The 23,831-nt window shown below is 69.5% G+C and carries 25 protein-coding genes; 9 read left to right on the top strand and 16 right to left on the bottom strand.

Annotation, left to right across the window (positions count from 1 at the left end; genetic code table 11):
* Positions 1–112: 112 nt before the first annotated feature.
* Both ACH5AO_RS31535 and ACH5AO_RS31530 read right to left on the bottom strand, forming a co-directional pair.
* On the bottom strand, positions 113–784 hold the full coding sequence (locus ACH5AO_RS31535) for a response regulator (RefSeq protein WP_398930613.1): 672 nt from the start codon (positions 782–784) through the stop codon (positions 113–115).
* Entirely contained in the window at positions 781–2,049 is a 1,269-nt protein-coding gene (locus tag ACH5AO_RS31530; RefSeq protein ID WP_398930611.1) for a sensor histidine kinase, read from the bottom strand. The genes ACH5AO_RS31535 and ACH5AO_RS31530 overlap by 4 nt, the downstream gene beginning before the upstream one ends.
* A 137-nt stretch (positions 2,050–2,186) precedes the next feature.
* On the opposite strand from ACH5AO_RS31530, the gene ACH5AO_RS31525 reads away from it, so the two are divergent.
* Positions 2,187–2,756, top strand: coding sequence for a GNAT family N-acetyltransferase (locus tag ACH5AO_RS31525; protein WP_398930609.1), 570 nt, complete (start codon positions 2,187–2,189; stop codon positions 2,754–2,756).
* An 8-nt stretch (positions 2,757–2,764) separates the two neighbouring features.
* On the opposite strand, the gene ACH5AO_RS31520 is transcribed toward ACH5AO_RS31525, so the two are convergent.
* From ACH5AO_RS31520 to ACH5AO_RS31485, 8 genes are all read right to left on the bottom strand, one after another.
* Positions 2,765–4,324 (bottom strand): type VI secretion protein, encoded by a 1,560-nt coding sequence (locus ACH5AO_RS31520; RefSeq protein WP_398930607.1) that lies wholly within the window; start codon positions 4,322–4,324, stop codon positions 2,765–2,767.
* Positions 4,325–4,334: 10 nt separating this feature from the next.
* A complete protein-coding gene (locus ACH5AO_RS31515; protein ID WP_398930605.1) occupies positions 4,335–5,744 on the bottom strand; it encodes an ATP-binding protein in 1,410 nt (469 codons plus the stop codon).
* A gap of 13 nt (positions 5,745–5,757) precedes the next feature.
* The gene (locus ACH5AO_RS31510) at positions 5,758–7,317 is read right to left on the bottom strand and encodes an SCO6880 family protein (protein ID WP_398930602.1); all 1,560 of its coding nucleotides are present in this window, start codon (positions 7,315–7,317) and stop codon (positions 5,758–5,760) included.
* A complete protein-coding gene (locus ACH5AO_RS31505) occupies positions 7,314–8,639 on the bottom strand; it encodes a hypothetical protein (protein ID WP_398930600.1) in 1,326 nt (441 codons plus the stop codon). Before ACH5AO_RS31505 ends, ACH5AO_RS31510 begins: the two co-directional genes overlap by 4 nt.
* Positions 8,629–9,435, bottom strand: coding sequence for a hypothetical protein (locus ACH5AO_RS31500; protein WP_398930598.1), 807 nt, complete (start codon positions 9,433–9,435; stop codon positions 8,629–8,631). The genes ACH5AO_RS31505 and ACH5AO_RS31500 overlap by 11 nt, the downstream gene beginning before the upstream one ends.
* A gap of 200 nt (positions 9,436–9,635) precedes the next feature.
* Positions 9,636–9,944, bottom strand: coding sequence for a hypothetical protein (locus ACH5AO_RS31495; protein WP_004929725.1), 309 nt, complete (start codon positions 9,942–9,944; stop codon positions 9,636–9,638).
* A 508-nt stretch (positions 9,945–10,452) separates the two neighbouring features.
* Positions 10,453–10,806 (bottom strand): DUF397 domain-containing protein, encoded by a 354-nt coding sequence (locus tag ACH5AO_RS31490; RefSeq protein WP_398930595.1) that lies wholly within the window; start codon positions 10,804–10,806, stop codon positions 10,453–10,455.
* 10 nt (positions 10,807–10,816) lie between these two features.
* Complete coding sequence (locus tag ACH5AO_RS31485; RefSeq protein WP_398930594.1) at positions 10,817–11,662, bottom strand: helix-turn-helix domain-containing protein; 846 nt, start codon at positions 11,660–11,662, stop codon at positions 10,817–10,819.
* Positions 11,663–11,864: 202 nt separating this feature from the next.
* On the opposite strand from ACH5AO_RS31485, the gene ACH5AO_RS31480 reads away from it, so the two are divergent.
* From ACH5AO_RS31480 to ACH5AO_RS31455, 6 genes are all read left to right on the top strand, one after another.
* A complete protein-coding gene (locus tag ACH5AO_RS31480; protein ID WP_398930592.1) occupies positions 11,865–12,308 on the top strand; it encodes an ATP-binding protein in 444 nt (147 codons plus the stop codon).
* Positions 12,309–12,639: 331 nt separating this feature from the next.
* Complete coding sequence (locus ACH5AO_RS31475; protein WP_398930590.1) at positions 12,640–13,116, top strand: Uma2 family endonuclease; 477 nt, start codon at positions 12,640–12,642, stop codon at positions 13,114–13,116.
* Positions 13,117–13,272: 156 nt separating this feature from the next.
* Positions 13,273–14,220, top strand: a complete 948-nt coding sequence (locus tag ACH5AO_RS31470) for an NlpC/P60 family protein (RefSeq protein ID WP_398930628.1) — start codon at positions 13,273–13,275, stop codon at positions 14,218–14,220.
* A 210-nt stretch (positions 14,221–14,430) separates the two neighbouring features.
* Positions 14,431–15,141, top strand: coding sequence for a phosphatase PAP2 family protein (locus ACH5AO_RS31465; protein WP_398930588.1), 711 nt, complete (start codon positions 14,431–14,433; stop codon positions 15,139–15,141).
* A gap of 354 nt (positions 15,142–15,495) precedes the next feature.
* On the top strand, positions 15,496–16,332 hold the full coding sequence (locus ACH5AO_RS31460; protein ID WP_398930586.1) for a hypothetical protein: 837 nt from the start codon (positions 15,496–15,498) through the stop codon (positions 16,330–16,332).
* A gap of 82 nt (positions 16,333–16,414) precedes the next feature.
* The gene (locus ACH5AO_RS31455; RefSeq protein ID WP_398930584.1) at positions 16,415–16,600 is read left to right on the top strand and encodes a hypothetical protein; all 186 of its coding nucleotides are present in this window, start codon (positions 16,415–16,417) and stop codon (positions 16,598–16,600) included.
* Between the two features lie 6 nt (positions 16,601–16,606).
* Here the strand turns inward: ACH5AO_RS31455 and ACH5AO_RS31450 are convergent, their stop codons facing one another.
* A complete protein-coding gene (locus tag ACH5AO_RS31450; RefSeq protein ID WP_398930582.1) occupies positions 16,607–16,966 on the bottom strand; it encodes a metal-sensitive transcriptional regulator in 360 nt (119 codons plus the stop codon).
* Between the two features lie 239 nt (positions 16,967–17,205).
* On the opposite strand from ACH5AO_RS31450, the gene ACH5AO_RS31445 reads away from it, so the two are divergent.
* A complete protein-coding gene (locus tag ACH5AO_RS31445) occupies positions 17,206–17,826 on the top strand; it encodes a DUF47 domain-containing protein (RefSeq protein ID WP_030223622.1) in 621 nt (206 codons plus the stop codon).
* A 7-nt stretch (positions 17,827–17,833) separates the two neighbouring features.
* Positions 17,834–18,832, top strand: coding sequence for a low-affinity phosphate transporter PitH (pitH, locus tag ACH5AO_RS31440; protein WP_398930580.1), 999 nt, complete (start codon positions 17,834–17,836; stop codon positions 18,830–18,832).
* Positions 18,833–19,044: 212 nt separating this feature from the next.
* Here the strand turns inward: pitH and pstB are convergent, their stop codons facing one another.
* The 5 genes from pstB to ACH5AO_RS31415 form a co-directional block, all read right to left on the bottom strand.
* A complete protein-coding gene (gene pstB, locus ACH5AO_RS31435) occupies positions 19,045–19,821 on the bottom strand; it encodes a phosphate ABC transporter ATP-binding protein PstB (protein ID WP_398930577.1) in 777 nt (258 codons plus the stop codon).
* A gap of 53 nt (positions 19,822–19,874) precedes the next feature.
* Positions 19,875–20,930 (bottom strand): phosphate ABC transporter permease PstA, encoded by a 1,056-nt coding sequence (pstA, locus tag ACH5AO_RS31430; RefSeq protein WP_398930575.1) that lies wholly within the window; start codon positions 20,928–20,930, stop codon positions 19,875–19,877.
* Complete coding sequence (gene pstC, locus ACH5AO_RS31425; protein WP_398930573.1) at positions 20,927–21,925, bottom strand: phosphate ABC transporter permease subunit PstC; 999 nt, start codon at positions 21,923–21,925, stop codon at positions 20,927–20,929. The genes pstA and pstC overlap by 4 nt, the downstream gene beginning before the upstream one ends.
* A 104-nt stretch (positions 21,926–22,029) precedes the next feature.
* Complete coding sequence (pstS, locus tag ACH5AO_RS31420) at positions 22,030–23,154, bottom strand: phosphate ABC transporter substrate-binding protein PstS (protein WP_398930571.1); 1,125 nt, start codon at positions 23,152–23,154, stop codon at positions 22,030–22,032.
* A gap of 236 nt (positions 23,155–23,390) precedes the next feature.
* A complete protein-coding gene (locus tag ACH5AO_RS31415) occupies positions 23,391–23,831 on the bottom strand; it encodes an NUDIX hydrolase (protein WP_398930569.1) in 441 nt (146 codons plus the stop codon).

Genomic DNA, 23,831 nt, shown 5'->3' with positions numbered 1-23,831 from the left:
TAAGCCTTACAGCGCCGATGGTACTGCAGGGGGGACCCTGTGGGAGAGTAGGACGCCGCCGAACAATCTTTATAGAAAGCCCCGTGCCCTTCGGCACGGGGCTTTCTGCGTTTCAGGACGGCTCCACCAGTTTCGTGTCGTACGCCAGGATCACCGCCTGGATACGGTCCCGTGAGCCGGTCTTCGCGAGTATCCGGCCCACGTGGGTCTTCACCGTGGATTCGGCCAGGTGGAGGCGGGTGGCGATCTCGGTGTTCGTCCAGCCCTTTCCGATGACCGTGAGGATCTCCCGTTCCCGCTCCGTGAGCGTGGACAGACGCGCGTCGGGGCGGGAGACGTCCTCGGTGCCCTCGCCGGCGGGCAGATGCCGGGCGTAGGAGTCGAGGAGGCGGCGGGTCAGGCTGGGGGCGACGACCGCGTCCCCGGTCGCCACGGAACGGATGCCGGAGAGGAGCTCCTCCGGCTGGGCGTCCTTGACGAGGAAACCGGAGGCGCCCGCGCGGAGACCGGCGTAGGCGTACTCGTCCAGGTCGAACGTCGTCAGGATGAGGACGCGGGTGCGGTCGCCGGTGGCGGCGATGCGGCGGGTCGCCTCGATGCCGTCCAGGCCGGGCATGCGGATGTCCATCAGGACCACGTCGGGGTGCAGTTCCGATGTCATGCGGATCGCTTCGCTGCCGTTCGACGCCTCGCCCAGGACCGTCATGTCGTCCTGGCTCTCCAGGAGCATGCGGAAGCCGAAGCGCTGGAGGGGCTGGTCGTCGGCGATGAGGACGGTGGTCACTGCGGGGTTTCCTCCGGAAGATGCAGGTGGACGCGCCAGCCCTGCTCGGGGTGCGGGCGCGGGCCGGCTTCAAGTGTGCCGCCGTACAAGGCTGTTCGCTCGCGCATTCCGGGGATGCCGCGGCCGTCGGACGGGGCGGAGGACGGTGTGCCCTTTCCGGTGTCGGTGATGGTGACCATGACGGCGCCCCCGTCCCCGTGGACGATGGAGATCTCGGAGGTCGTTTCGGGGCCCGCGTGCTTGAGGGTGTTGGTGAGGGCCTCCTGGACGACCCGGAACACGGTGAGCTGACGGCCGGGAGGCAGGGTCGCCCGGCCCTCGACACGGGTGCGGACGGGCAGGCCCGCGCTGCGGACGCCGTCGATGAGCTGGTCCAGGTCGGTGAGACCGGGCTGGGGGGTCCGTTCGGCGGGATGGGCGGTGTCGTCGTCGCGCAGGACGTCCAGGAGACGGCGGAGTTCGCCGAGGGCCTGGCGGCTGGTGGTGGCGATGGCGTCCAGGGCCTGGGCGGCGCGTTCCGGGGACTTGCCGGCCGCGTACCTGCCGCCGTCGGCGAGGCCCGTGATGACGGACAGGTTGTGGCCGATGATGTCGTGCATCTCGCGGGCGATGCGGGCGCGTTCGGCGGCGGCGGCGAGCTGGGCCTGCTGGTCGCGTTCGGTCTCCAGGCGGCGGGCGCGGTCCTCCAGGGCCTCGGTGTAGTTCTGCCGGGTGCGGACCGTGATGCCGATGAGGACGGCCACGAGGACGGACGTCAGCTGGGAGCCGATCTGCTGGCTCCACTCGCCCTCGCCGTAGCGGGCCGCGGAGACCACCACGGGTGCGAGGAACAGGGCCGGGGCCCACCACAGATGGCGCAGGGGGAGGCGCAGGGTGATGTGGTAGACGACGACGAGCTGGAGGAGCGCCGCCTGGAGGGTGGCGCCGGACCAGGCGTTGACCAGGGCGAACGGGGCCATGGCCAGCAGGACCGCCGCGGGGTGGGCGCGGCGCCACAGGAGGGGGACGGACAGGCCGAGACTCAGGACGAGGAGGAGAGGGCCGGGGGCGTCCGGGTTGTGGGTGACGTTGCGCCAGCCGTCACCGGTGTAGTCGATGAGCGCGGCTGTCACCCAGAAGCCGGCGAAGGCCATGTCCCACAGCAGCGGGTGGCGTCGGTCGAAGGCACGCACCCGCTGATTGACGCGTTGCAGGTACTGGGTGAGGGGCTCCGCCGCCCGCACCCCCGTTGGTGGGGCCTTTCGGTCGTTCGTCACGAGGTCCATGGTGGTGGGTCCGTCCGCCGGTCGGGGCCGAGCCGTCCTTCCTGTATCGATGATCGTCCGTGCCGGGGTGGGGGGCGTCGTACCGCGGGCCGTATTCCGGGTGAAGGCCGTGGTACCCCGGTACTACGGTGGCGGGCATGAGTACCAGTGCCAAGCCCGTCGACGACTGTGTGATCCGGCCGGTGCGCGCGGAGGAGTGGGCCGCGGCGAGGGAACTGCGGCTCACCGCGCTGCGGGACCCGGTCGCGGACCTCGCCTACCTGGAGACCTACGAGGAGGCCGTGGCCCGGCCGGACTCGTTCTGGCAGGAGCGGACGGTGAGGGTCGCGGAGGACGCCGACGGGGCGCGGCAGTTCATCGCCGAGGTGAAGGACGGGAAGTGGGTCGGCAACGTCGTCGTGTTGATCGAGGAGGCCGGGTCGACGGACTGGGCCGGTTTCCCCGTGGAGCGGCGGCAGGGGCATTTGGTGGGGGTGTACGTGGCGCCCGGGTACCGGGGGAGCGGGCTGACCAAGGCGCTGTTCGATGCCGCGGTGGAGTGGGCGTGGGGGCGTGGCGCGGAGCGGGTGCGGCTCATCGTGCACCCGGAGAACGCGCGGGCGCTGGGTTTCTACCGCAAGGCCGGGTTCGTGGAGAGCGGGGTGACCATGCCGTTGGCGGACAAGCCGGGGGAGCGGGAGCTGGAGATGGTGGTCGGGCGGCCGTAGCCGGAGGGTCAGACCGGTAGTTCGGTGTGGGGCCAGCGGGCTCTGGCCTGTTCTCGGGAGCGGAGCAGGGCCAGGGTGGGCAGGCCGAGGTCCGTGCCGGTGGCGAGCAGGTCCGGGAGCTGGGGGAGCGGGGCCACGGCCGCCACGTCGTCCAGGACGAGGGTGAGTGGTGGGTCGAGCCGACCGGAGGATGACCGTTCGGCCATGCGCCGGCCGTGCTCGACCACGTGTGAGGCGAGGGCCGTCAGCAGGGGCATCGCGCCCGGGCTGGTGCGGGGGTCCTCGATGGATTCACCCACGACATAAAGCGTTCCCCCTTCGTGGATGAAGGAATCCAAGGCGAGGGCATCATTTCGGTTGGGAGTGCAGGCCTCGCGGACGTTGACCGTGGAGAGCGCGGCCAGGGCGCGGGTGGTCAGCTGCTGGGCCATGTCCCGGCGCTCGGGGTGCGCGGTGAGGGCCGCCTCGAGTTCGCCGGCGGCGCCGGGGGCGGCCTTGGGGCTGGTGCGGAGGATGCGTACGGCGTCGTGGACCTGGAGGCCCTGGGACCAGCGGTGGACGTGGCGGATCGTACGGCCGTCGACGGCGGCGGCGTGGACGTAGCTGCGGAGCAGGATCTCCGCGGTGTCGCTGACCGCCTGGTCGAGGCGGGAGGTGGGGCGGACGGGGGTGAGGAGTGCGGCTGCCCTGGCTTTGGCCGTCTCCTTGTCCTCGCAGCCTGCGGTGAGGGACCAGTGGAGGCGGGCGGGCGTGTCGCAGAGGTGGGTGGGGTCGTAGAGGTGGGTGGGGCCGAGTTTGGCGCGGGCGTCCTTGGTGTCGTGCCAGAGGGTGGGGTTGGAGGTGAGGACGAGGGCGGGGCCCTCCGCGTCGCGTACGGCCTGGGCCGCGGTGGTGTGGCGGGTGGCCGGAGGACCGTAGTGGATCCCGGCACCTCCGGAGCGGGGTGCTTCCCACTCGCCTGTCCGTTCGTTCTCGGACGGGGAGGTGAGCGCCGTTTCCTGTGGCGCGGGTGACTGCCGGGGTGTCGGCGTCCGCACCTGCGGTGGTGCCGGTACGGAGACCGGCTGCGGTGCCGGCGTCTCCTGCTCGGGCTCTCCGGGCGTCGGTACCTCGTGCGGCTGCTTCGGTGCGGGATCCGGCTGCCGCCGGGGCCGTGGCCCCGGCACGGCCCCCGTCGCCCGTTCCGCCCGGCGTCGTGCCCGTAGCGCTCTCCAGCGGGCCACCGTGCCCAGCACGAACACCGTCAGGACGGTCAGGATCATCAGCTGGCCGATGAGCAGGCCCCAGAAGAGGCCGTACCCCGAGAGGGCGGCCTCCGGGGTGTCCGGCCAGGCGGCGGGGAGGTTCCGCGGGTCGGCGACGAGGTGGCGCATGGCCACCGGGGTGCGGGTGAAGGTGACGCCGGACGGCCAGTGGCCGTGGGCGAGGAGGCCCGCGAGGCCGGTGGCCGTCCACACCATCGTGGTGACGCCGATGAGGAACGCGAGGATGCCGATCAGCAGCCCGTCGGGGATGCCGCCGCCCTGGCCGCCGGCCCGGCCGTGCTCACGGTGATCGTCCGGTCTCACGCGTGCTCCCTTACGCCACCGTCGATTCGGAGTCGCCGACGTGCTGTTCCACGAAGGCCGCCGCCCGTTCCTCCGCCTCCCGTTCGGCGGCGCGCAGGGCGTCGTCGGAGAGGTCGGCGGAGGACTCGGTCATCGCGCGGTCGGTGAAGACCAGCGGGCGTTCGGTCTCCGTGACCAGGTGTTTGACCACCTGGACGTTGCCGTTGACGTCCCAGACCGCGATGCCGGGGGTGAGGGTCGGGATGATCTCCACGGCCCACCGGGGCAGGCCGAGCACCCGGCCGGTCGCCCGCGCCTCGTCCGCCTTCTGGGCGTAGATGGTCCGGGTCGACGCCATCTTCAGGATGGCCGCCGCCTCCTTCGCCGCGGCCCCGTCCACCACGTCGGACAGGTGGTGGACGACCGCGACGAACGACAGGCCGAGCCGTCGGCCGAACTTCAGCAGCCGCTGGAACAGCTGCGCGACGAACGGGCTGTTGATGATGTGCCAGGCCTCCTCGACCAGGAAGATGCGCTTCTTCCGGTCGGGGCGGATCCAGGTGTGCTCCAGCCACACGCCGACGATCGCCATCAGGATCGGCATGGCGATGGAGTTGCGGTCGATGTGGGACAGGTCGAAGACGATGAGCGGCGCGTCGAGGTCGATGCCGACGGTCGTCGGGCCGTCGAACATGCCGCGCAGGTCACCGTCGACCAGGCGGTCCAGGACCAGTGCGACGTCCAGGCCCCACGCCCGTACGTCGTCCAGGGCCACGTTCATCGCCTCCGCCGACTCCGGTTCGGGGTGGCGCAGCCGTTCCACGATGTCGGAGAGGACCGGCTGGCGTTCGACGATCGTCTCGTTGACGTAGGCGTGCGCGACCTTGAGGGCGAAGCCGGAGCGTTCGTCCAGGCCGTGCCCCATCGCGACCTCGATGATGGTCCGGAGCAGGGCGAGCTGCCCGGTGGTCGTGATCGACGGGTCCAGCGGGTTGAGCCGGATGCCCTGGTCGAGCGCGGCCATCGGGTCCAGGCGGATCGGCGTTATGCCCAGTTCCTGCGCGATGAGGTTCCACTCACCGGCGCCGTCCTCGCCCTGGGCGTCCAGGACGACGACCTGGCGGTCGCGGAAGCGCAGCTGGCGCAGGACGTACGTCTTCTCCAGGGCCGACTTGCCGTTGCCCGACTCGCCGAGGACCAGCCAGTGCGGGGCGGGGAGCTGCTGGCCGTAGAGCTGGAAGGGGTCGTAGATGTAGCCCTTGCCGGAGTAGACCTCGCGGCCGATGATGACGCCGGAGTCGCCGAGGCCGGGGGCGGCGGTCGGGAGGTAGACCGCCTGTGCCTGGCCCGTGGACGTGCGCACCGGCAGCCGCGTCGTCTCGACCTTCCCGAACAGGAAGGACGTGAAGGCGTCGGTGACGACGGACAGCGGATCCCGCATATCGGCTCAGCCCCTACCTTCGGATGCCGGTGGCGAACGGGAGGGTGTTCACGAACGCGCGGTGGTGCTCGCGGTCGCACCACTCCAGCTTGAGGTACGACTTTCCGGCCGACGCCCGTATGGTCCGCTTGTCGCGGGCCAGGGCCTCGGGATTGCGGGAGGAGACGGTGATGTAGCCGACCAGGTTGACGCCGGCCGCGCCGCTGGCGAGGTCCTCGCCGCGCTGGTCGAGGCGGCCGTGGGCGGCGACGTCGCGCGGGTCGACGGTGCGGTTCATCTTGGCGGCGCGGGACGCCTCCGCCTCGTCGTTGGTCTTCTCGGTCAGCATCCGCTCGATGGCGACCTCGGTGGGTTCGAGGTCCATGGTGACGGCGACCGTGCGGATCACGTCCGGGGTGTGGACGAGGAGGGGGGCCAGGAAGTTGACGCCCACCGGGGTCATCGGCCACTCCTTGATCCACGCCGTGGCGTGGCACCAGGGGGCGCGGGTGACGGACTCGCGGGTCTTGGCCTGGAGGTAGGTGGGCTCCATGGCGTCCAGCTCGGCCGGCCAGGCGTTGCGCTGCGTCATCGCCTGGATGTGGTCGATCGGGTGGTCCGGGTCGTACATGGAGTGGATCAGCGAGGACAGCCTGCTCTGGCCGAGCGGCTGCCGTACGCGGATGTCGGCCTCCTGGAGCCGGGAGCAGATGTCGGTCAGCTCACGGGCCATGACGACGGCGAGCCCCGCGTCCCGGTCCACCTTGCCGCCGCCCTGGCTGCGCATCGCGCGGGCCATGGCGTTGGCCTCGGCGGCCAGTTCGCGCGTGTAGTGCATGCAGGCGACGAGGTAGGCGCGGTGCTGCTCGCTGCTGGTCGACACCATCGACTGGAGCTGGTCGTACGACTGCTGCAGCCACGCCGGTGACGTGGCGTCGCCGCGCACGGCGACGTCCTTGGCGTGCGCGTCGGGGTCGGCGGGCAGGGTGCGGGCGAGCATCTGGATGCGGGTCACGAAGCCGTCGCCGTTGGCCACGTGCTTCAGCAGTGTGCCGAAGCGGTCGACGAGGGCTTCCTGGTCCTCGGAGTCGCGCAGTCCGACGCCCGGCCCCTCGATCTCGATGGCGGCGGTGACGGTCTTGCGGTCCGCGTGCAGCAGTACGGCGATCTCGTCCGGTCCGAAGGGGGCGGCGAGCCAGGTGATCCGCCCGATCCCGGGCGGCGGCCCGATCTCCACCTCGCGCCCGTCCAGCCGGGTGCCCGCCTCGACGGCGCCGGAGCGGTAGGTGGTGCCGCGGCGCACGGTGCGCTTGTAGCTGCGGTTGATCTCGAACCACTTGTAGAAGGTGCGGCCCCGGTACGGCACGTACACCGCTGACAGCGCCAGCATCGGGAGGCCCGCGAGCAGCACGATCCGCACGGACAGGACGGGGACGAGGAGTCCGCACATCATGCCGAGGAACGCGCCCACGACGATCAGCGCGATCTCACCGGTCTCGCGATTACGGCCGACGATCGCGTTCGGCCGGGCGCGGCCGATCAGATACGTACGGCGGGGCGTGACCGGATGGGACAAATGGGACTCGGTCGTCAACGCCCTTCACCTCCCGTGCTGTTGGTGCTGCTGTTGCGGGTGCTGCTGGCGTGGGGGGTGTTCACCGGGCTGCTCGAGCGGGGTGCGGGGGCGGCGGGTCCGCCGCCGTTCGACGGGCGCGAGCTGTGCGCGGCGACTCCGCCGGAGGCGGGGTTGGAGGGGCGGGGTCCGGTGGACTGGCCGCCGCCGTGGTTGTTGTCGGCGCGGGTGCTGTGGGTCTTGATGCCCTGCGCGACCAGGGTGGCCGGGGAGCTCATGACGGCGGCGGCCTTGCCTTCGGCGCCCTGCATGAGGCGGTTGTTGCGGGAGTTGGCGAGTTCGTCGCCGAAGCCGGGGACGAAGCGGTAGATCATCGCGGAGGCGAAAATGGCGAGCAGGATGATCGCCAGTCCGGAGACCACGGCGGAGAAGGCGTCGGGCCCCTCCTCGGCGGAGAGCGCGCCGGCGAGGCCGAGCACGATCACGATCACCGGCTTCACGAGGATCACGGCGATCATGATGCCCGCCCAGCGGCGGACGTGGCCCCACAGGTTCTTGTCCACGAGGCCGGCGTAGACGACGGTGCCGAGGAGGGCGCCGACGTAGAGCAGGGCGGCGCGGATGACGAGCTCCAGCCAGAGGACGCCGGCGGCGAGGATGGAGACGAGGGAGACGACGATCAGCATGATCGGGCCGCCGCCGATGTCGTCGCCCTTCTCGAGCGCGCCGGAGAACGTGCCGAAGAACGTGTCCGTCTGGTCGCCGGTCGCCTTCGCGAGGACCTCGGTGACGCCGTCGGTCGCCGACACGATGGTGTAGAGGATCAGCGGGGTGAAGGCGGAGGCGAGGACGGTGAGCCAGAGGAAACCGATCGCCTCGGACAGGGCGGTGGTGAGGGGGACGCCGCGCACCGCGCGCTTGGCGACCGCGAGCAGCCAGAGGAGGAGGGTGAGGATCGTCGACGCGGCGAAGACGACGGCGTACTGCTGGAGGAACGTGTCGTTCGTGAAGTCGACGTTCGCGGTCTCCTGTACGGCGTCGCTGAGCTTGTCGATGGTCCAGGAGGCGGCGTCGGCGCAGCCCTGGGCGAGGGAGGCGAGGGGGTCGAGGGTGGTGGTGGGGTCGTTGAGGCTGGAGTCGCCGCCGGTGGAGCCGCCGTTGCTTTCGCCTCGTTCGCAGTAGTCCTTGGCGCGGCCGGGGATGAGGTCGCAGGGGTTGTCGCTGTCCGTGGGTGTGGGTGTCGGCGTGGGCGCGGCAAAGACCCGCGTGGCGAAGACGACGGCAGCCGCCTGCGCGGCCGCGACGAAACCGGTCAGTTTGAGCAGGCGGTGGTTAGCGGGCATACGTGAACCCTCCGTACTCCTCGACGGCCTTCGCCATCTCGTCGGCGTTGGAGGCCCGCTTGTCACCGGGAACCGGGGTGGGGCCGTCCTTCTGAGAGTGGGTCACGATCTTCCAGTCGTCATTGGTCCACTTGAGCTGCATGGTGATGGTGAACCAACTGTTGGTGACCGGGTTGGTGGAGCTCTCGCCTGTCAGCCCCAGAAGTCCGCTGCACCAGACCTCCACCGTCGCCGCGTCGGCGGACGACGCGGTGACCTTGGTGCCGATCGGGCTGGTACGCGAGACGAACGTGTGGCCCTTCGGCGTGGTGCCGTCGTCGTTGAGACCCACGTTCTTGTTGAACTTCGGCGTGTACGCCTTGTCCAGCGTCGTCTCGAAGTCCGCGACACGGTCGGGAGCGATGATCGACTGAAGGATGACGTCTCGCCGGGCCTTGTCGAACATCTCGGCGGAGCCCAGCACCACCGAGTAGTTCGCCGCCGCGCTCTCCGCCCCCTGCCGGTCGTGGGCGAAGCCCGAGGGGATGCCGGATGCCTTCGAGCTGACCGGCTTCTTCCCCGACGGGCTGGTCGCGGCCGACTTGGGGGAGTTGTCGGAGCCGCCCTCCTCCGCGGCGGAGTCGTCGCCTCCACGGTTCGCGAAGGCGATCGCGGCGATCAGGAGGACCACCACGCCGACCACCGTCACCAGGCTGCGCGACGACGAACGGCCGCCTCTGCGCGCACCGCCGTACGGATCGCCGCCCCGCTCCGGCATCCGGGTGCGGGTCTGGCCCGTGTCGTCTCCGAGACTCATGCCGCGTACACCCCCTCAGCGTCGTGCGGAAACACCTCGTACTCCGCGTACTCCATGTACGACGGTAGCCGTGCTGGTCCCCGCGCGGGCGCGGTGTGGTGACTGGACATCAGGGAAACGCAACCTCAGCCGGTGGGCACGACGGGCGGGTGGGATGGAGGGGGTGCCGGGCGTGCCCGGTCGGGAGCGTGGGGACGGGGCTACACGGCCATTCCGTACACGATGGTGAACAGCGTGCCGAGCGAGCCGATGATGAAGACACCCGTGAGCCCCGCGATGATGAGGCCCTTGCCCTGTTCGGCACTGAACGTGTCCCGCAACGCCGTGGCGCCGATGCGCTGTTTGGCCGCCCCCCAGATGGCGATGCCCAGGCAGAGCAGGATGGCGACCGCCATGACCACCTCGATCATGATTTTGGCCTCGTTGCCCAGGCTGCCGAAGGGGCCCCAATCCGGAGCGATCCCGCCGATAATGGTGTTGATGTCTCCCTCGTCGGCCGCGAAGAACATGTAAGTCACCGCCCCTGTATGGGTAGTTCCGAGCCCCTGCGGTTGTGCAGAGGTCAGCCCTCATTGTCGCCGACGATGGCACTGTCTCATGTCGACTTGGCGTCATCTGTTGGCGGGTTTCGTACGAATAGCTTGCCACCGGCGTGCGCCGTACTCCGGTAGGGGCGCGCTCCGCTGGGTGAGCAGTCGTATCGTCACTCTGTGTATCACGCTGGGTAATGCTGGGCAACGAGGTGTGTGCGGAGCGGCTTGGGCCCGTGCGGCAGGAGGTGGGCGGGCGCGGACTGACTTGCTCACCTGAAATGTGTGAGCATCTCGGCTCTCGTTGTCCTCGGGGTGCTCGTTTGAGCGCCCGATGGACGTTGCCCCGCCTGCTGCTCACGCTTTTCGGCAGGGCGGGTCTTCTCCCGCCCCGCGTTGCCACGGCGAGGTGGGGGAGGAGGGAGAGGGTTCGCCTCGATCAGCCGGCGGGACGTTCGCTCCCCGTCCCGTTACGTGGGGCGTGGCACTACGCCACGAAGTGGTCGAACTCGCCGGCCCGGACACCACGGACGAAGGCGTCCCAACGGCGGCGGTCGGTGGTGACGACGGGGACACCGGGGTCGCCGGGGGCGTGGAGGTGGACGGTCCGGTCGTCGTCGCCAACGGTGGTCACTTCGAGGGCGGGAGTCCGAGGGTCCCGGTGCGGTTCTTCCTTGAGGGAGTGGAGAAGGGAGCGGAAGGCGTCGGGGGTGGTGGTGAGGATCGCTCCGCCGGGGTCGGCGGACTCGGTTATGTGGATCCCGGCGGGGGTTGCGGCGACGTGCACGCAGGAGTCGCCCTCACCGCAGTACGACGACTTCTGCCAGGTGAGCTGGGGCATCTCGATCCCTTCAGAGGTCTTGGGCGATGGCGTGGATGAGGTCCCGTGATGCTTCGGGGGTGAGGGCCCGGGTCTCCACCCGTTCCAGGACGGCGCGGTACTTGTCGAGCTGGGCCTCGGCATCGAGGAAGGTAGGACCGTGTGACTGGTCGAGGTGGACGGTGTCGAGCTGGGGGACGGGCCCGCGCGAGTAGAAGACCGATTGTCCCGACCCCGGGAAGCCGCCGGCGGCGAAGGGGATCACCTTGATGGTGATGTGGTCCCGCTCGCTCATGTCCAGCAGGTGCCGTAGCTGTGCCCTGGTGATGGAGGAGCCTCCGAACTGCATGCGTAGCGCGGCTTCGTGAATGAGCGCCAGGTATGGCGTCGGATTGTCCCGGTAGATCACGGTCTGGCGCTTGATGCGGAACGAGACGCGGTGCTCGATGTCGGGCGGCGCGAGTTCGGGCACGACCTGGCGGAACAGCGCGCGGGCGTGATCGGCGGTCTGCAGTAGTCCGGGGATGTGGACGGTCACGGAGCCGCGCAGGTGGATGGCGTGGTGTTCGAGCTCGGCCAGATCGAGCAGCGCGGGTGACAGGAGGTCGCGGTACTCCTCCCACCAGCCGCGCCTGCGCTCGCCCGTCATTCCGGCGATGGCTTCGACGAGGGCCTTGTCGGCACAGTCGTAGTGGTGGGCCATGGCGCGGACGCGCTCGGGACTCACACCCGCCCGTCCCGCCTCCATGTTGCTGATCTGGTTCGGCTTGACGCCGAGGAGTTGACCGGCCTCGACGGCCGTCAGGCCCGCGCGCTCCCGGAGTTTGCGCAGTTCAGCGCCCAAGCGGAGCTGGCGACCCGTCGGATTGCTTCTCACGGGTTGGTCCGCCTCCTTGCCGTGCGTGTCACTCACATGAGTGCAGTATGTGGAATTTCACTGGAACCGTATAAAGAGTTTTACGGTTCCGGCTAGCTTAGTTGCAGGCGCCCCGCCCAGAAGCGCACCGATCGACGGTTCGGCACTGCCACTGGGCAACTGTTCGCATCCACCCAACTGTCCTCACTGATCGGAGACTTCCATGTCCACCGTATCCCCGCCCTGGTCCTACACCCTCCACCTCTCGCGTGACGCCCGCTCACCGGGGATCGCCCGTTCGACCCTGCGGTCCGTTCTCGCCGCCTACGAACTCGGCGAACTCGCCCCCACGGCCGAGCTGATCGCCTCGGAGCTGCTGACCAACGCCCATCTGCACACCGGCGGCCCGTACGCCCTCCACATCCACCCGACCAGGTCCGGCCAGCTCCGGGTGGGGGTGTGGGACAAGGATTCGACCATTCCCTCCGGACTGGGCGCCGGTTTCGCCCACGGTGTCATGCCGCACGGAGCCGCGGAGGGCGGTCGGGGCCTGGCCCTCGTACGGGCGTACGCCGACGCCTGGGGCGCCTCGCCGCTGGGCGAACCGGGAGGCCCCTCCGGCGGGAAGGTGCTGTGGGCGGAGTGCGGCTGGAGTGGCCTGCCGTAGGTGTCCGTGGACATATCGTGAGGGGAGGCTGGATGGCGAGGCTCGGGCCGAGGCCGGGAGCGGCCGGGTGCGCAAGCGCGGAGCGCGATGCTGACGCGGTGACGGAACCGGCCCAGTACGGTGGACGCGCCGCCGAGCGGGCTGCCGGACCTCCCCCCGAACCCGCCCGCACGGCCGAACAGGCCGATGAGACGGAGGGACGGAGGCAGCGAGTCATGCCCGTGCCACCGAAGGACCAGGTCCGTCCGCGGCCGGGGTACCTGCGCGACGTTGCCGGGAGGATCGAGGACGCAACGGGTCTGCGGGTGCAGATCGTGGGGGAAAGCTGGTGATGTCCCCGACTCCGCGCGGCAAGCACGCGGGTGTTGTACGGCGTGTCCGTCAGCAGCTCGAAGCCGTACTGCCCGACGGGCTCGCAGCCTTCGAAGTGTCCTCCATCGCCATGCCGGGCGACCCTGACGACTACGTCACGCCGGATCTGGTCGTCCTGCCCGTGGAGTGGGAGGACGACGACCGCCGGCTTGCCGACCCGCAGGACGCCGCGCTCGCCGTGGAGGTCATCCCTCCGTGGGAGAAGTCCCGGGAGATCAGGGACAAGGCGGACTGGTACGCGGTCGCGCTTGTTCCTGTTCTTCTCGCTGTCGACCCTCGGAAGTCCACCTGGGTGCTGTACAGCCGTCCGGACGGTGGCGCGTACCAGGACGTGCTGCACGGGAAGTACGGTGAGCCGGTTCCGCTTCCTGCTCCGCTCGCTTTCGACGTGGCCACGGACGGGCTTCCGGAATACGGCACTTCACCACAGCCGTAACAACCGCGCCGAAGTACCTCGTGATCATTCCGAAGGGCGGGCGCCGCCTCTACACTGACGTGCGGCGGTGGACTGCCGGACGGTGAGGGGCGGTTGGCGGTGCGTAAGACATGGGTCGCGGCGGGGATCGCCGTCAGTTCCGCGCTCGCCTTCGTGATGCTGCTCGTCGTCGGGGTCTACGTCGTCGCCGGGAACCTCGCCAACGGGGCGGGCGGCGGGGCGGCCAAGACCCTCGCCAAGGGGAGCGTGCCGGCCGCGTACCAGGCACTCGTACAGAAGTGGGGCAACCACTGTCCCGCCATCAACCCGGCCCTGCTCGCCGCCCAGCTCTACCAGGAGAGCGGATTCAACCCGAAGGCCCAGAGCCACGCCGCGGCACAGGGCATCGCCCAGTTCATCCCCGGGACGTGGGCCACGCACGGGATCGACGGGGACGGGGACGGGGACCGTGACGTATGGGACCCGAAGGACGCGATTCCGTCGGCGGCGGCGTACGACTGCGCGCTCGCGTCCTACGTGAAGGACGTCGGCGGGAACCTGACCGAAAACATGCTCGCCTCGTACAACGCGGGGGCGTACGCGGTGATCAAGTACGGGGGCGTCCCGCCGTACAAGGAGACGCAGAACTACGTCAAGCGGATCCGGGCGTTGGAGAAGAGCTTTGCCGCGCCGGTGGGGCGGGTCGATCCGTCGGAGCAGGCCGCCGGGGCCATCGCGTACGCGCAGGAGAAGCTCGGGACGCTGTATCTGTGGGGCGGTAACGGTACGCCTGAGCAGGGAGGACGGTTCGACTGCTCGGGGCTGACCAAGGCGGCGTACGAGAGCGTGGGGATCACGCTGCCGCGGGTGGCCAACGACCAGTACAACGCGGGCCCGCATCCGAAGCGGAACGAACTGCTGCCGGGCGATCTGGTGTTCTTCTCGGACGACCTCACCAATTCCCGGGCCATCCGGCATGTGGGTATTTATGTCGGCGGCGGGTACATGATCGACGCGCCCCGGACCGGGGCGGTGATCCGATTCGACCCGATCGACACTCCTGACTATTTTGGTGCCACCCGGGTCACCGAGGATGGCGCGAAAGCACTCCCCACCACGGTGTGAGCGGAGCGTCAACCCTCCCCCTGAGCTGCGGTGATGTATCTCTCTTCGATAACGTCTGCGTGATCATTCGGTGGAGTGTGGAACGTATCAACGGGGACCGTGCGTTTCTGTTGTCGTAGCCGAGCTGGCGAGCGGATCTACAAACCACGGGGGTGGCAGGAACGGCGTGCGAACGTGCGCCGGAAGATATGACGAAGGGGCCGCAGCACCATGGCTGGATTCGCCGATTCCGGGTCGAACCCCGACGTCGACCTGCTCTACGACATCAACGGCCTGGCGAAAGCCGCGCCGCCGTGGCTCGATCACCTCATGGAGTTCGTGGGCGAGTTCGGCCTGCTCTTCGCCCTGGTGGGACTGCTGGTGTGGTGCTGGTGGGGCGTCAGGCGGCGGGGTGGCGAGGACGCGGCCCCGGCCGTGGCGGGCCTGGTGTGGGCCCCGCTCGCGGCGGGCGTCGCCGTGCTGGTGAACGTGCCGATACGTGGGTTCGTGGAGCGGCGCCGGCCCTTCCTCGACCATGAGGGGCTCGAGGTCCTGGTCGACGGCAAGGACGACTACTCGTTCGTCAGCGACCACGCGACGCTCTGCATGGCGCTGGCGGTGGGGCTGTTCCTGGTCAACCGACGGCTCGGGATCGTCGGGCTGGTGCTGGGGCTGCTGGGCGGGTTCATCCGGGTCTACATGGGTGTGCACTACCCGACGGACGTCGTGGGCGGGCTCGCGCTCGGTACGGCCGTGGCGTTGCTGCTCTCGCCGCTCGCCATGGCGCTGCTGACGCCGCTGATGCGGGCGATCGAGCGGTCGCCGCGGGGCGGGTGGCTGGTTTCCGCGCGGGGACGGCGGCAGGTCGAGCGGGGACAGGTCCCCCCGGGGACCACGCGGAACGAGGCGACCGGGACCGAGGAGCGGGACTTGGCGGCCTGAGCCGCTTCCGCTGCCGGGCGGGGGACCCCCATCGCCCTGGGGGTACCTCCCAGGCCATTGAGGCACTGGGGGAGGCACGATTGCCTGCGGTGACGCGGTGGCCGTGCCCGTGGTGGCGGAGAGGGTGCGTCACTCGCCCGTGTGGTTCTGGGCGTCCTTCCTTGCCTGGCTCCTGGCTCTTCTGGCCGGTCCCCGCCAGCCGCAGGTGCAGCGAGCCGTGCAGAAAGGGCCCTGTTCGACGGTGGTCGTGGTGTGGCGGGCGGGGGTCGGTTCGTCGTCCTGGTGCGGCACGCCGACCACGGTAGCGCCCCGCTCACCGGCGTGACGGGGCCACTTACCGGTCGTTAACCGGGCATGGCTCGGATGCGCGGCGTGGTGGCTGGATTCGGGGTGGTGTGCTGTCTGGGGCTCGGGGCCGTGGGCTGCGCGAGAAGCGACGCCGTGACCCGAGGGGCTCCCGCCGGGGATCCGGTGCGGGTGCTGCGGCAGGCCGCCGACGCGCTGGTGGCCGCCGGGAGTTCCCAAGCGCGCACCTCCCTGGAGATGGCGACCGGCGGAACCCGGGTCACCATCCGGGGCGAGGGCGTGTACGACTACCGCAAGCGGCTCGGGCGGCTGAAGGTCCGGCTGCCGCAGGACCCGGCGGGAGGCACCGTGCGGCAGCCCATCACCGAGCTGCTCGCACCCGGGGCGCTGTTCATGAAGAACCGGGGAGCCGGAGTGCCCGCCGACAAATGGGTGCGGGTGGACACCGGGACGCTGTCCGACGGGAACCTCGTCACCGGTGGGGCCACCGATCCGTTCGCCGCCGCCGAGGTGCTGCGCGGGACACGGTCGGCGACGTTCGTGGGGCGGACCGAGGTCGCCGGGACGGAAGTGCGCCACTACCGGGGGACCGCCGACCTGCGGCAGGCCTCGCGGGACGCCTCGGACGCGAACCGGGAGGCGCTGGGCGCGGCGGCGAAAGGGTTCGCCACCGCGCGGGTGCCGTTCGACGCCTACCTCGACGACGAGGGACGGATCCGCAAGCTCCGGCACCGGTTCAGCTTCGTCAACGGCCGGCAGGACAGACCCGTCGCGGTCGCCTCGACCACGCTGCTGTACGACTTCGGGGTGCCGGCCGACGTACGGATTCCCGAGGGCGAGGACATCTACGCGGGCCGGATCGCCGAGGAGGTGAGCCGGGAGTGACCGGCCTGAACTAGCCCTTCCGTGCCATGCGCGGTGCGTAGGGCGCTCCCTACTCTAGGAAGTCGGTGACGACGGAGATGAGGTGAGGCGCGTGGCACCGCTCGGCGGTGGGACGGTTCCGGTTCAGGACCACGTGGCGCTCGCCGAGATCGAACTCTGCGGCGAGCTGATCATCGCCGCCTCCAACGCCGAGGAGCGGCTCAGCCTGGAGAGCATCGACGAGGTGCTGAGGGTGGCCGAGGCACGGGCCGAGTCCGCCGGGAACTGAGACCGGTCAGGTCCGGAGCATGCGGGCGATGGCCTGCGTCGCCTCCTTGACCTTCGCGTCGATCTCGTCGCCGCCCTTGACGGCCGCGTCCGCGACGCAGTGGCGCAGGTGCTCCTCCAGCAGTTGCAGCGCGAACGACTGCAACGCCTTGGTGGAGGCGGACACCTGGGTGAGTATGTCGATGCAGTACACGTCCTCGTCGACCATGCGCTGCAGTCCGCGGATCTGGCCCTCGATGCGGCGCAGGCGCTTGAGGTGCTCCTGCTTCTGGTCGTGGTAGCCGTGGACGCCGCGGTCGTGATCGGTCACGAGGTCCGTCACGTCCGCGGAGGAGGGCGCGTTCGCGCCGGTCTCGGTGGTCGTCATCGCGTCCTCCTGGTGCACTGACGGGCGACACATACCCCTGGTGGGTATATGGTAGCGAACTTTGCTGGGTATAGGCATCTTGGCCGATGACATGCGCCGCGGCCGGAAACGTACCTCGGACCGCCCCCGTGCTCGTCGACCTGCCTGATGGGTGACACTGGTGAGCGGCCCGTTAGTCGTGGCCGGATGATGCGCCTAGCATCAGCCTGACCGAAACCGATGCTCACCGAGGACCCCACGTGCGCTTTCGTCTGACCCCCAGGGAGACGAGCTTCTACGACATGTTCGCCGCGTCCGCGGACAACATCGTCACGGGCTCGAAACTCCTGATGGAACTGCTCGGGGCGGACCCCTCCGCCCGAGCCGAGATCGCAGAGCGTATGCGGGCCGCGGAACACGCAGGTGACGACGCCACGCATGCGATCTTCCACCAGCTGAACTCCTCGTTCATCACGCCGTTCGACCGTGAGGACATCTACTCCCTCGCGTCGTCCCTCGACGACATCATGGACTTCATGGAGGAGGCCGTCGACCTGGTCGTCCTCTACAACATCGAGGAACTGCCCAAGGGCGTCGAGCAGCAGATCGAGGTCCTGGCGCGGGCCGCGGAGCTGACCGCGGAGGCCATGCCGCACCTGCGCACCATGGAGAACCTCACCGAGTACTGGATCGAGGTCAACCGGCTGGAGAACCAGGCCGACCAGATCCACCGCAAGCTGCTGGCCCACCTCTTCAACGGCAAGTACGACGCGATCGAGGTGCTGAAGCTCAAGCAGGTCGTGGACGTACTGGAGGAGGCGGCCGACGCCTTCGAGCACGTGGCGAACACGGTGGAGACCATCGCCGTCAAGGAGTCCTGAGCACTTCATGGACACCTTCGCTCTGGTCGTGACCATCGGGGTCGCGCTCTTCTTCACCTACACCAACGGCTTCCACGACTCGGCGAACGCGATCGCCACGTCCGTGTCGACGCGGGCGCTGACGCCCCGGGCGGCGCTGGCGATGGCGGCCGTGATGAACCTCGCCGGCGCGTTCATGGGTTCCGGGGTCGCCAAGACCGTCAGCGAGGGGGTGATCCAGACACCCGAGGGATCCAAGGGGATGGGGATCCTCTTCGCCGCGCTGGTCGGGGCGATCGTCTGGAACCTGATCACCTGGTACTTCGGGCTGCCGTCGTCGTCGTCCCACGCGCTGTTCGGGGGCATGGTCGGGGCGGCGCTGGCCGGGGGGACGACGGTGTACTGGCACGGGGTGGTCGACAAGATCGTCATTCCGATGTTCGTGTCGCCGGTCGTCGGTCTGCTCGCCGGTTACCTGGTGATGACCGTGATCCTCTGGATCTTCCGGCGGGCCAATCCGCACAAGGCCAAGCGGGGGTTCCGGATCGCGCAGACCGTTTCCGCGGCGGGCATGGCGCTGGGGCACGGCCTGCAGGACGCGCAGAAGACGATGGGCATCGTGGTGATGGCGCTGGTCATCGCGGATGTCGAGGACTACGGCGATCCGATTCCGGTGTGGGTGAAGATCGCCTGTGCGTTGATGCTGTCCGCGGGGACGTACGCGGGCGGGTGGCGCATCATGCGGACGCTGGGGCGGAAGATCATCGAGCTTGATCCGCCGCAGGGGTTCGCCGCGGAGACGACGGGGGCGTCGATCATGTTCGGGTCGGCGTTCCTGTTCCACGCGCCGATCTCCACGACGCATGTGATCACTTCGGCGATCATGGGTGTGGGGGCGACGAAGCGGGTCAACGCCGTGCGGTGGGGGGTGGCCAAGAACATCGTCCTCGGGTGGTTCATCACCATGCCGGCGGCGGCGGTGGTCGCTGCGCTGTCGTTCGGGCTGGTGAATCTGGTTGTGCTTTAGCCGTGCCTGCGCGTCAGCCGCGGGCAGTCGTGCCGCGTAACCGCGCCCACCCGTGCCGCCCCAGCGGCACGATTGCCCGCGGCTACGCGGCTACGCGCGGTTGCGCGGCACGACTGCCCGCACGTTATGAGGGCCCGCCCCCGGGAGTCGGGGGCGGGCCCTTTGTGCCTCGCGGTGGCACCGCCATGCAGCACCGCGAGGAGCTCCGCGGCCTAGCCGAAGCGGCCGGAGATGTAGTCCTCCGTGGCCTGGACCGACGGGTTGGAGAAGATGCGCTCGGTGTCGTCGATCTCGATCAGCTTGCCGGGCTGGCCGACCGCCGCCAGGTTGAAGAAGGCGGTGCGGTCGGAGACGCGGGCCGCCTGCTGCATGTTGTGCGTCACGATGACGATCGTGAAGCGCTCCTTCAGCTCGCCGATCAGGTCCTCGATGGCGAGCGTCGAGATCGGGTCCAGGGCGGAGCAGGGCTCGTCCATCAGCAGGACGTTCGGCTCGACCGCGATCGCGCGGGCGATGCACAGACGCTGCTGCTGGCCGCCGGAGAGGCCGGAGCCCGGCTTGTTCAGGCGGTCCTTGACCTCGTTCCAGAGGTTGGCGCCCTTGAGGGACTTCTCGACGATGTCGTCCAGCTGGGACTTCTTGTACTTCCCGTTCAGGCGCAGGCCCGCCGCCACGTTGTCGTAGACCGACATCGTCGGGAACGGGTTCGGGCGCTGGAAGACCATGCCGACCTCGCGGCGCACGGACACCGGGTCGATGCCGGCGCCGTAGAGGTTCTCGTCGTCGAGCATGACCTTGCCGTCCACCCGGCCGCCGGGGGTGACCTCGTGCATGCGGTTGAGCGTGCGCAGGAAGGTCGACTTGCCGCAGCCGGACGGGCCGATGAAGGCCGTCACGGAGCGGGGCTCGACGGTCATCGAGATGTCCTCGATGGCCAGGAACGAGCCGTAGTAGGCGTTGAGGCCGCTGACATCAATGCGCTTGGCCATGGGAATCACTGCTTCTTTCGAGAAAGTCGTGAGATCGGTCGCTTATGGCCGCGTCAGCGACCGGTCTTCGGGGCCTTCCAGCGGGCGATGCCGCGGGCCGCCAGGTTGAGGATCATCACGAAGGCGATCAGGGTGAGAGCCGCGGCCCAGGCGCGGTCGTACGCCGCTTCCGAGCCCGCGCTGTTCGCGTACTGCTGGTAGACGTACAGCGGCAGCGACGCCTGCGCCCCGTCGAAGGGGTTGTTGTTGATGAACGGGTTGCCGAACACCAGCAGCAGGACGGGTGCGGTCTCACCGGCGATGCGGGCGACCGCCAGCATCACACCGGTGGTGATACCGCCGACCGCGGTCGGCAGGACCACCTTCAGGATGGTGCGCCACTTGGGCACGCCCAGCGCCAGGGACGCCTCACGCAGCTCGTTCGGGACGAGCTTGAGCATCTCCTCCGTGGAACGGACCACGACCGGCATCATCAGGATCGCGAGGGCGAGGGCGCCCGCGAAGCCGGAGAAGCCCAGGTCGAAGATGAGCAGGAGGCTGAGGATGAACAGACCGGCGACGATCGACGGGATGCCGGTCATCACGTCGACGAAGAAGGTGACGGCGCGGGCCAGGGAACCGCGGCCGTACTCGACCAGGTAGATCGCGGTGAGCACGCCGATCGGCGCGGCGATCAGGGTGGCGATGCCGACCTGCTCCACGGTGCCGATGATGGCGTGGTAGATGCCGCCGCCGGGCTCGGTGTCGGCGACGACGCCCATGGAGTGGCTCAGGAAGTAGCCGTCGAGGACCTTCACACCGCGGGAGAGGGTCGTCCACACCAGGGAGACCAGCGGCACCACGGCGAGCAGGAAGGCGACCCAGACCAGCGAGGTCGCGACGCGGTCCTTGGCCTGGCGCTTGCCCTCGACGCCGGCGGCGATGAAGTACGTACCGAGGACGAAGAGCAGCGCGGCGATCAGGCCCCACTGGACCCGGCTCTCGAGGCCGGTGGCCAGGCCGAGGCCGACGGCGACGGCGAGCGAACCCGCGGCGATGGCCCAGGGGGACCACTTCGGCAGCCGGGCGCCCTGGAGCGTGCTCGGGCGCTGGACGGTCGTGGTGCTCATGCGTTGGCCCCCGAGTACTCCTTGCGGCGGGCGATGATCATGCGGGCCGCGCCGTTGACCAGCAGGGTGATGACGAACAGGACGAGACCGGAGGCGATCAGCGCGTCACGGCCGAACTCGTCCGCCTCACCGAACTTGCTGGCGATGTTCTGGGCGAAGGTGCCGCCGCCCGGGTTGAGCAGGCTGCCGTGGATCAGGAAGTCCGGGGAGAGCACGGTGGCGACGGCCATCGTCTCGCCGAGCGCGCGGCCCAGGCCGAGCATCGAGGCGGAGATCACACCGGAACGGCCGAAGGGCAGCACCGACATCCGGATGACCTCCCAGCGCGTGGCGCCGAGGGCCAGCGCGGCCTCCTCGTTCATCCGCGGGACCTGCCGGAACACCTCGCGGCTCACGTTGGTGATGATCGGCAGGATCATGATCGCGAGCAGGATGCCGACGGTGAGCATCGAGCGGGCCGGGCCTTCCTCCCACGAGAAGATGCCGGTCCAGCGGAAGTAGTCGTTCAGCCAGCCGAAGAGGCCGTTCATGTGCGGGACGAGGATCAGGGCGCCCCACAGGCCGTACACGATGGACGGTACGGCGGCGAGCAGGTCGATCACGTAGGCGATCGGGCCGCTCAGCCTGCGCGGGGCGTAGTGGGTGAGGAACAGCGCGATGGCGACGGCGATCGGGACCGCGATGACCATGGCGATGATCGAGGAGACGATCGTGCCGTAGGCCAGGACCGCGATGCCGAAGACCGGCTCGGTGCCGCCGGTGTTCCACTCGAAGGTCGTGAGGAAGTCGCCCTCGTTCTTGCCGATGGCGACGGCGGCACGCCAGGTGAGGAAGACCGCGATGGCGGCCATGATCACCAGCAGGAAGATGCCCGAGCCACGGGCGAGACCGAGGAAGACGCGGTCTCCGGGACGGGTGGCGCCGCGGACGGTGCGCTTCTGCTCGGCCACGGTCGGCTGTGGTGGGGGAGGAGGTGTCTTCGTGGTTATGTCCATCGGGTTCTCCGGTCTGCGGCGCCCTGCTGTGTACGGGGCTCCTGGCGGCGGTGCACCGGACGGTGCGGCCCGGTCCCGCGGGGGGACCGGGCCGCACACTCGGGTCAGCTCAGGCCGGCAATGGTGCTGCGGACCTTGGTGATGATCTCTTCGGGCATGGGGGCGTAGTCGTTCTCGGCGAGGACCTGCTGGCCGTCCTCGCTGGCGATGTAGTTCAGGAACGCCTTGACGGTCGGCAGGCTCTCCGCCTTGTTGCCCTTGTCGCAGACGATCTCGTAGGTGACCAGGGTGATCGGGTAGGCGCCCTCGGCCTTGGTGGCGTAGTTCAGCTCCAGGGCCAGGTCCTTGCCGGTGCCGACGACCTTGGCGTCCGCGATGGCCTTGGTGGCACCCTCGACCGAGGCCTTGACGGGCTCGGCGGCGCCCGTGTCGATGGCGACCACGGAGGAGTCCTTGGCGTAGGAGAGCTCCATGTAGCTGATCGCGCCGTTGGTCTGCTTGACCTGCTGGGCGACACCGGAGGAGCCGGACGCGGACTGGCCGCCGGGGGCCGTCCAGGCCTTGCCGCCCTCGTACTTCCAGTTCTCCGGGGTGGTCTCGATCAGGTACTTGGTGAAGTTGTCCGTGGTGCCGGAGTCCTCGGAGCGGTGGAACGCCTGGATCTTGAGGTCGGGGAGCTTGGCGTCGGGGTTCAGCTTCGCGATCGCCGGGTCGTTCCAGTTCTTGATCTTGTCGCTGAAGATCTTCGCCAGGGTCGGCGCGTCCAGGACGAGGTCGTCGACGCCCTCGACGTTGTACGCCACGGCGATCGGGCCGCCGACCATCGGCAGGTCGATGCCCTGGCCGCCGGAGCAGACCTTCTTGGTGGCGGCGATCTCCTCGGCCTCCAGCGCGGAGTCCGAACCGGCGAAGCCGACGGTGCCCTGGGTGAACGCGGTGATGCCGGCGCCGGAGCCGCCACCCTTGTAGTTGATCTGGACGCCCTTGCACGCGGCGGCGAACTGCTTCACCCACGCGTCGATCGCGTTCTTCTGCGCGGACGAACCGTCGGCGAGGAGCTGGCCACTGGCGTCGTCACACTTGATGTTGCCGGCCTGCGTGCTCGTGGTGGCGTCTCCGCTGCCGCTGTCACCGGTGTCGTCGGAGCCGCACGCCGTGAGGGCCAGGGCGCCGGAGACGGCGAGAGCACCGAGAGCGAGGGCCCGCCGGTTCTTGCGCTGAAGCTTCACTTGAGTTCCTTCCAGTGGCCGCCGTCCTGAATTCGGCGGCGTGCGAAGTGTGGGTGACACGGTCACCCATCCATCTCTCCGGGCGATCCGCATCGTGTAAGGCCGAAATTAGGCAGAACAGGTGAAGGAGCCGATGGGCGTAAATGAACGCGCGGTGAACCCCTGGGGACGGTGCGGTGAGGTCACGGAACGCTCACGTCGAGGACACAAGGGGATACCGGGCGGGAACAGGACACTCACCGTGCCGGACGGAGGGCGGTGAGGAGGGCGTCCACCAGATCGGCGTCCCGGGGCTCGGTGAGGTGGGCGTGGGCGGCTTCCGGGGGGAGCCACAGGACGCGGTCGACCTCGTCGGTCGGGGTGAACGCGCCCGAGACCGCTTCGGCCGCCCAGTAACGGACCCGCTTGGGGCGGCCGTTCGCCAGGTAGTGCGCGCTGGGGAGCTCGGCGGCCGGGACGGCCGTGTGGCCCGTCTCCTCGGCGACCTCGCGCAGGGCGCCGGCCAGCGGGTCCTCGCCGCGCTTGAGCTTGCCCTTGGGCCAGGACCAGTCGTCGTACTTCGGCCGGTGGACGAGACAGAGCTCCAGCTCGCCGGTCACGGGGGAGCGGCGCCACAGGACGCAGCCGGCGGCCTGGACGGTGAGGGTGCGGTGGGACGCGGAACCCGGGGTGCTCAC

Source organism: Streptomyces sp. NPDC018964 (assembly GCF_044390325.1).
Lineage (GTDB): Bacteria > Actinomycetota > Actinomycetes > Streptomycetales > Streptomycetaceae > Streptomyces.
Note: the sequence above shows the minus strand (reverse complement) of the source record. Positions and strands in the feature narration are given on the sequence as shown.

Coding starts and splice junctions, on each gene's coding strand:
- ACH5AO_RS31530 (WP_398930611.1), bottom strand. CDS start 2,049: ATGGACCTCGTGACGAACGACCGAAAGGCCCCACCAACGGGGGTGCGG.
- ACH5AO_RS31525 (WP_398930609.1), top strand. CDS start 2,187: ATGAGTACCAGTGCCAAGCCCGTCGACGACTGTGTGATCCGGCCGGTG.
- ACH5AO_RS31515 (WP_398930605.1), bottom strand. CDS start 5,744: ATGCGGGATCCGCTGTCCGTCGTCACCGACGCCTTCACGTCCTTCCTG.
- ACH5AO_RS31505 (WP_398930600.1), bottom strand. CDS start 8,639: ATGCCCGCTAACCACCGCCTGCTCAAACTGACCGGTTTCGTCGCGGCC.
- ACH5AO_RS31500 (WP_398930598.1), bottom strand. CDS start 9,435: ATGAGTCTCGGAGACGACACGGGCCAGACCCGCACCCGGATGCCGGAG.
- ACH5AO_RS31495 (WP_004929725.1), bottom strand. CDS start 9,944: ATGTTCTTCGCGGCCGACGAGGGAGACATCAACACCATTATCGGCGGG.
- ACH5AO_RS31490 (WP_398930595.1), bottom strand. CDS start 10,806: ATGCCCCAGCTCACCTGGCAGAAGTCGTCGTACTGCGGTGAGGGCGAC.
- ACH5AO_RS31480 (WP_398930592.1), top strand. CDS start 11,865: ATGTCCACCGTATCCCCGCCCTGGTCCTACACCCTCCACCTCTCGCGT.
- ACH5AO_RS31475 (WP_398930590.1), top strand. CDS start 12,640: ATGTCCCCGACTCCGCGCGGCAAGCACGCGGGTGTTGTACGGCGTGTC.
- ACH5AO_RS31470 (WP_398930628.1), top strand. CDS start 13,273: ATGCTGCTCGTCGTCGGGGTCTACGTCGTCGCCGGGAACCTCGCCAAC.
- ACH5AO_RS31465 (WP_398930588.1), top strand. CDS start 14,431: ATGGCTGGATTCGCCGATTCCGGGTCGAACCCCGACGTCGACCTGCTC.
- ACH5AO_RS31460 (WP_398930586.1), top strand. CDS start 15,496: ATGGCTCGGATGCGCGGCGTGGTGGCTGGATTCGGGGTGGTGTGCTGT.
- ACH5AO_RS31450 (WP_398930582.1), bottom strand. CDS start 16,966: ATGACGACCACCGAGACCGGCGCGAACGCGCCCTCCTCCGCGGACGTG.
- pitH (WP_398930580.1), top strand. CDS start 17,834: ATGGACACCTTCGCTCTGGTCGTGACCATCGGGGTCGCGCTCTTCTTC.
- pstB (WP_398930577.1), bottom strand. CDS start 19,821: ATGGCCAAGCGCATTGATGTCAGCGGCCTCAACGCCTACTACGGCTCG.
- pstA (WP_398930575.1), bottom strand. CDS start 20,930: ATGAGCACCACGACCGTCCAGCGCCCGAGCACGCTCCAGGGCGCCCGG.
- pstC (WP_398930573.1), bottom strand. CDS start 21,925: ATGGACATAACCACGAAGACACCTCCTCCCCCACCACAGCCGACCGTG.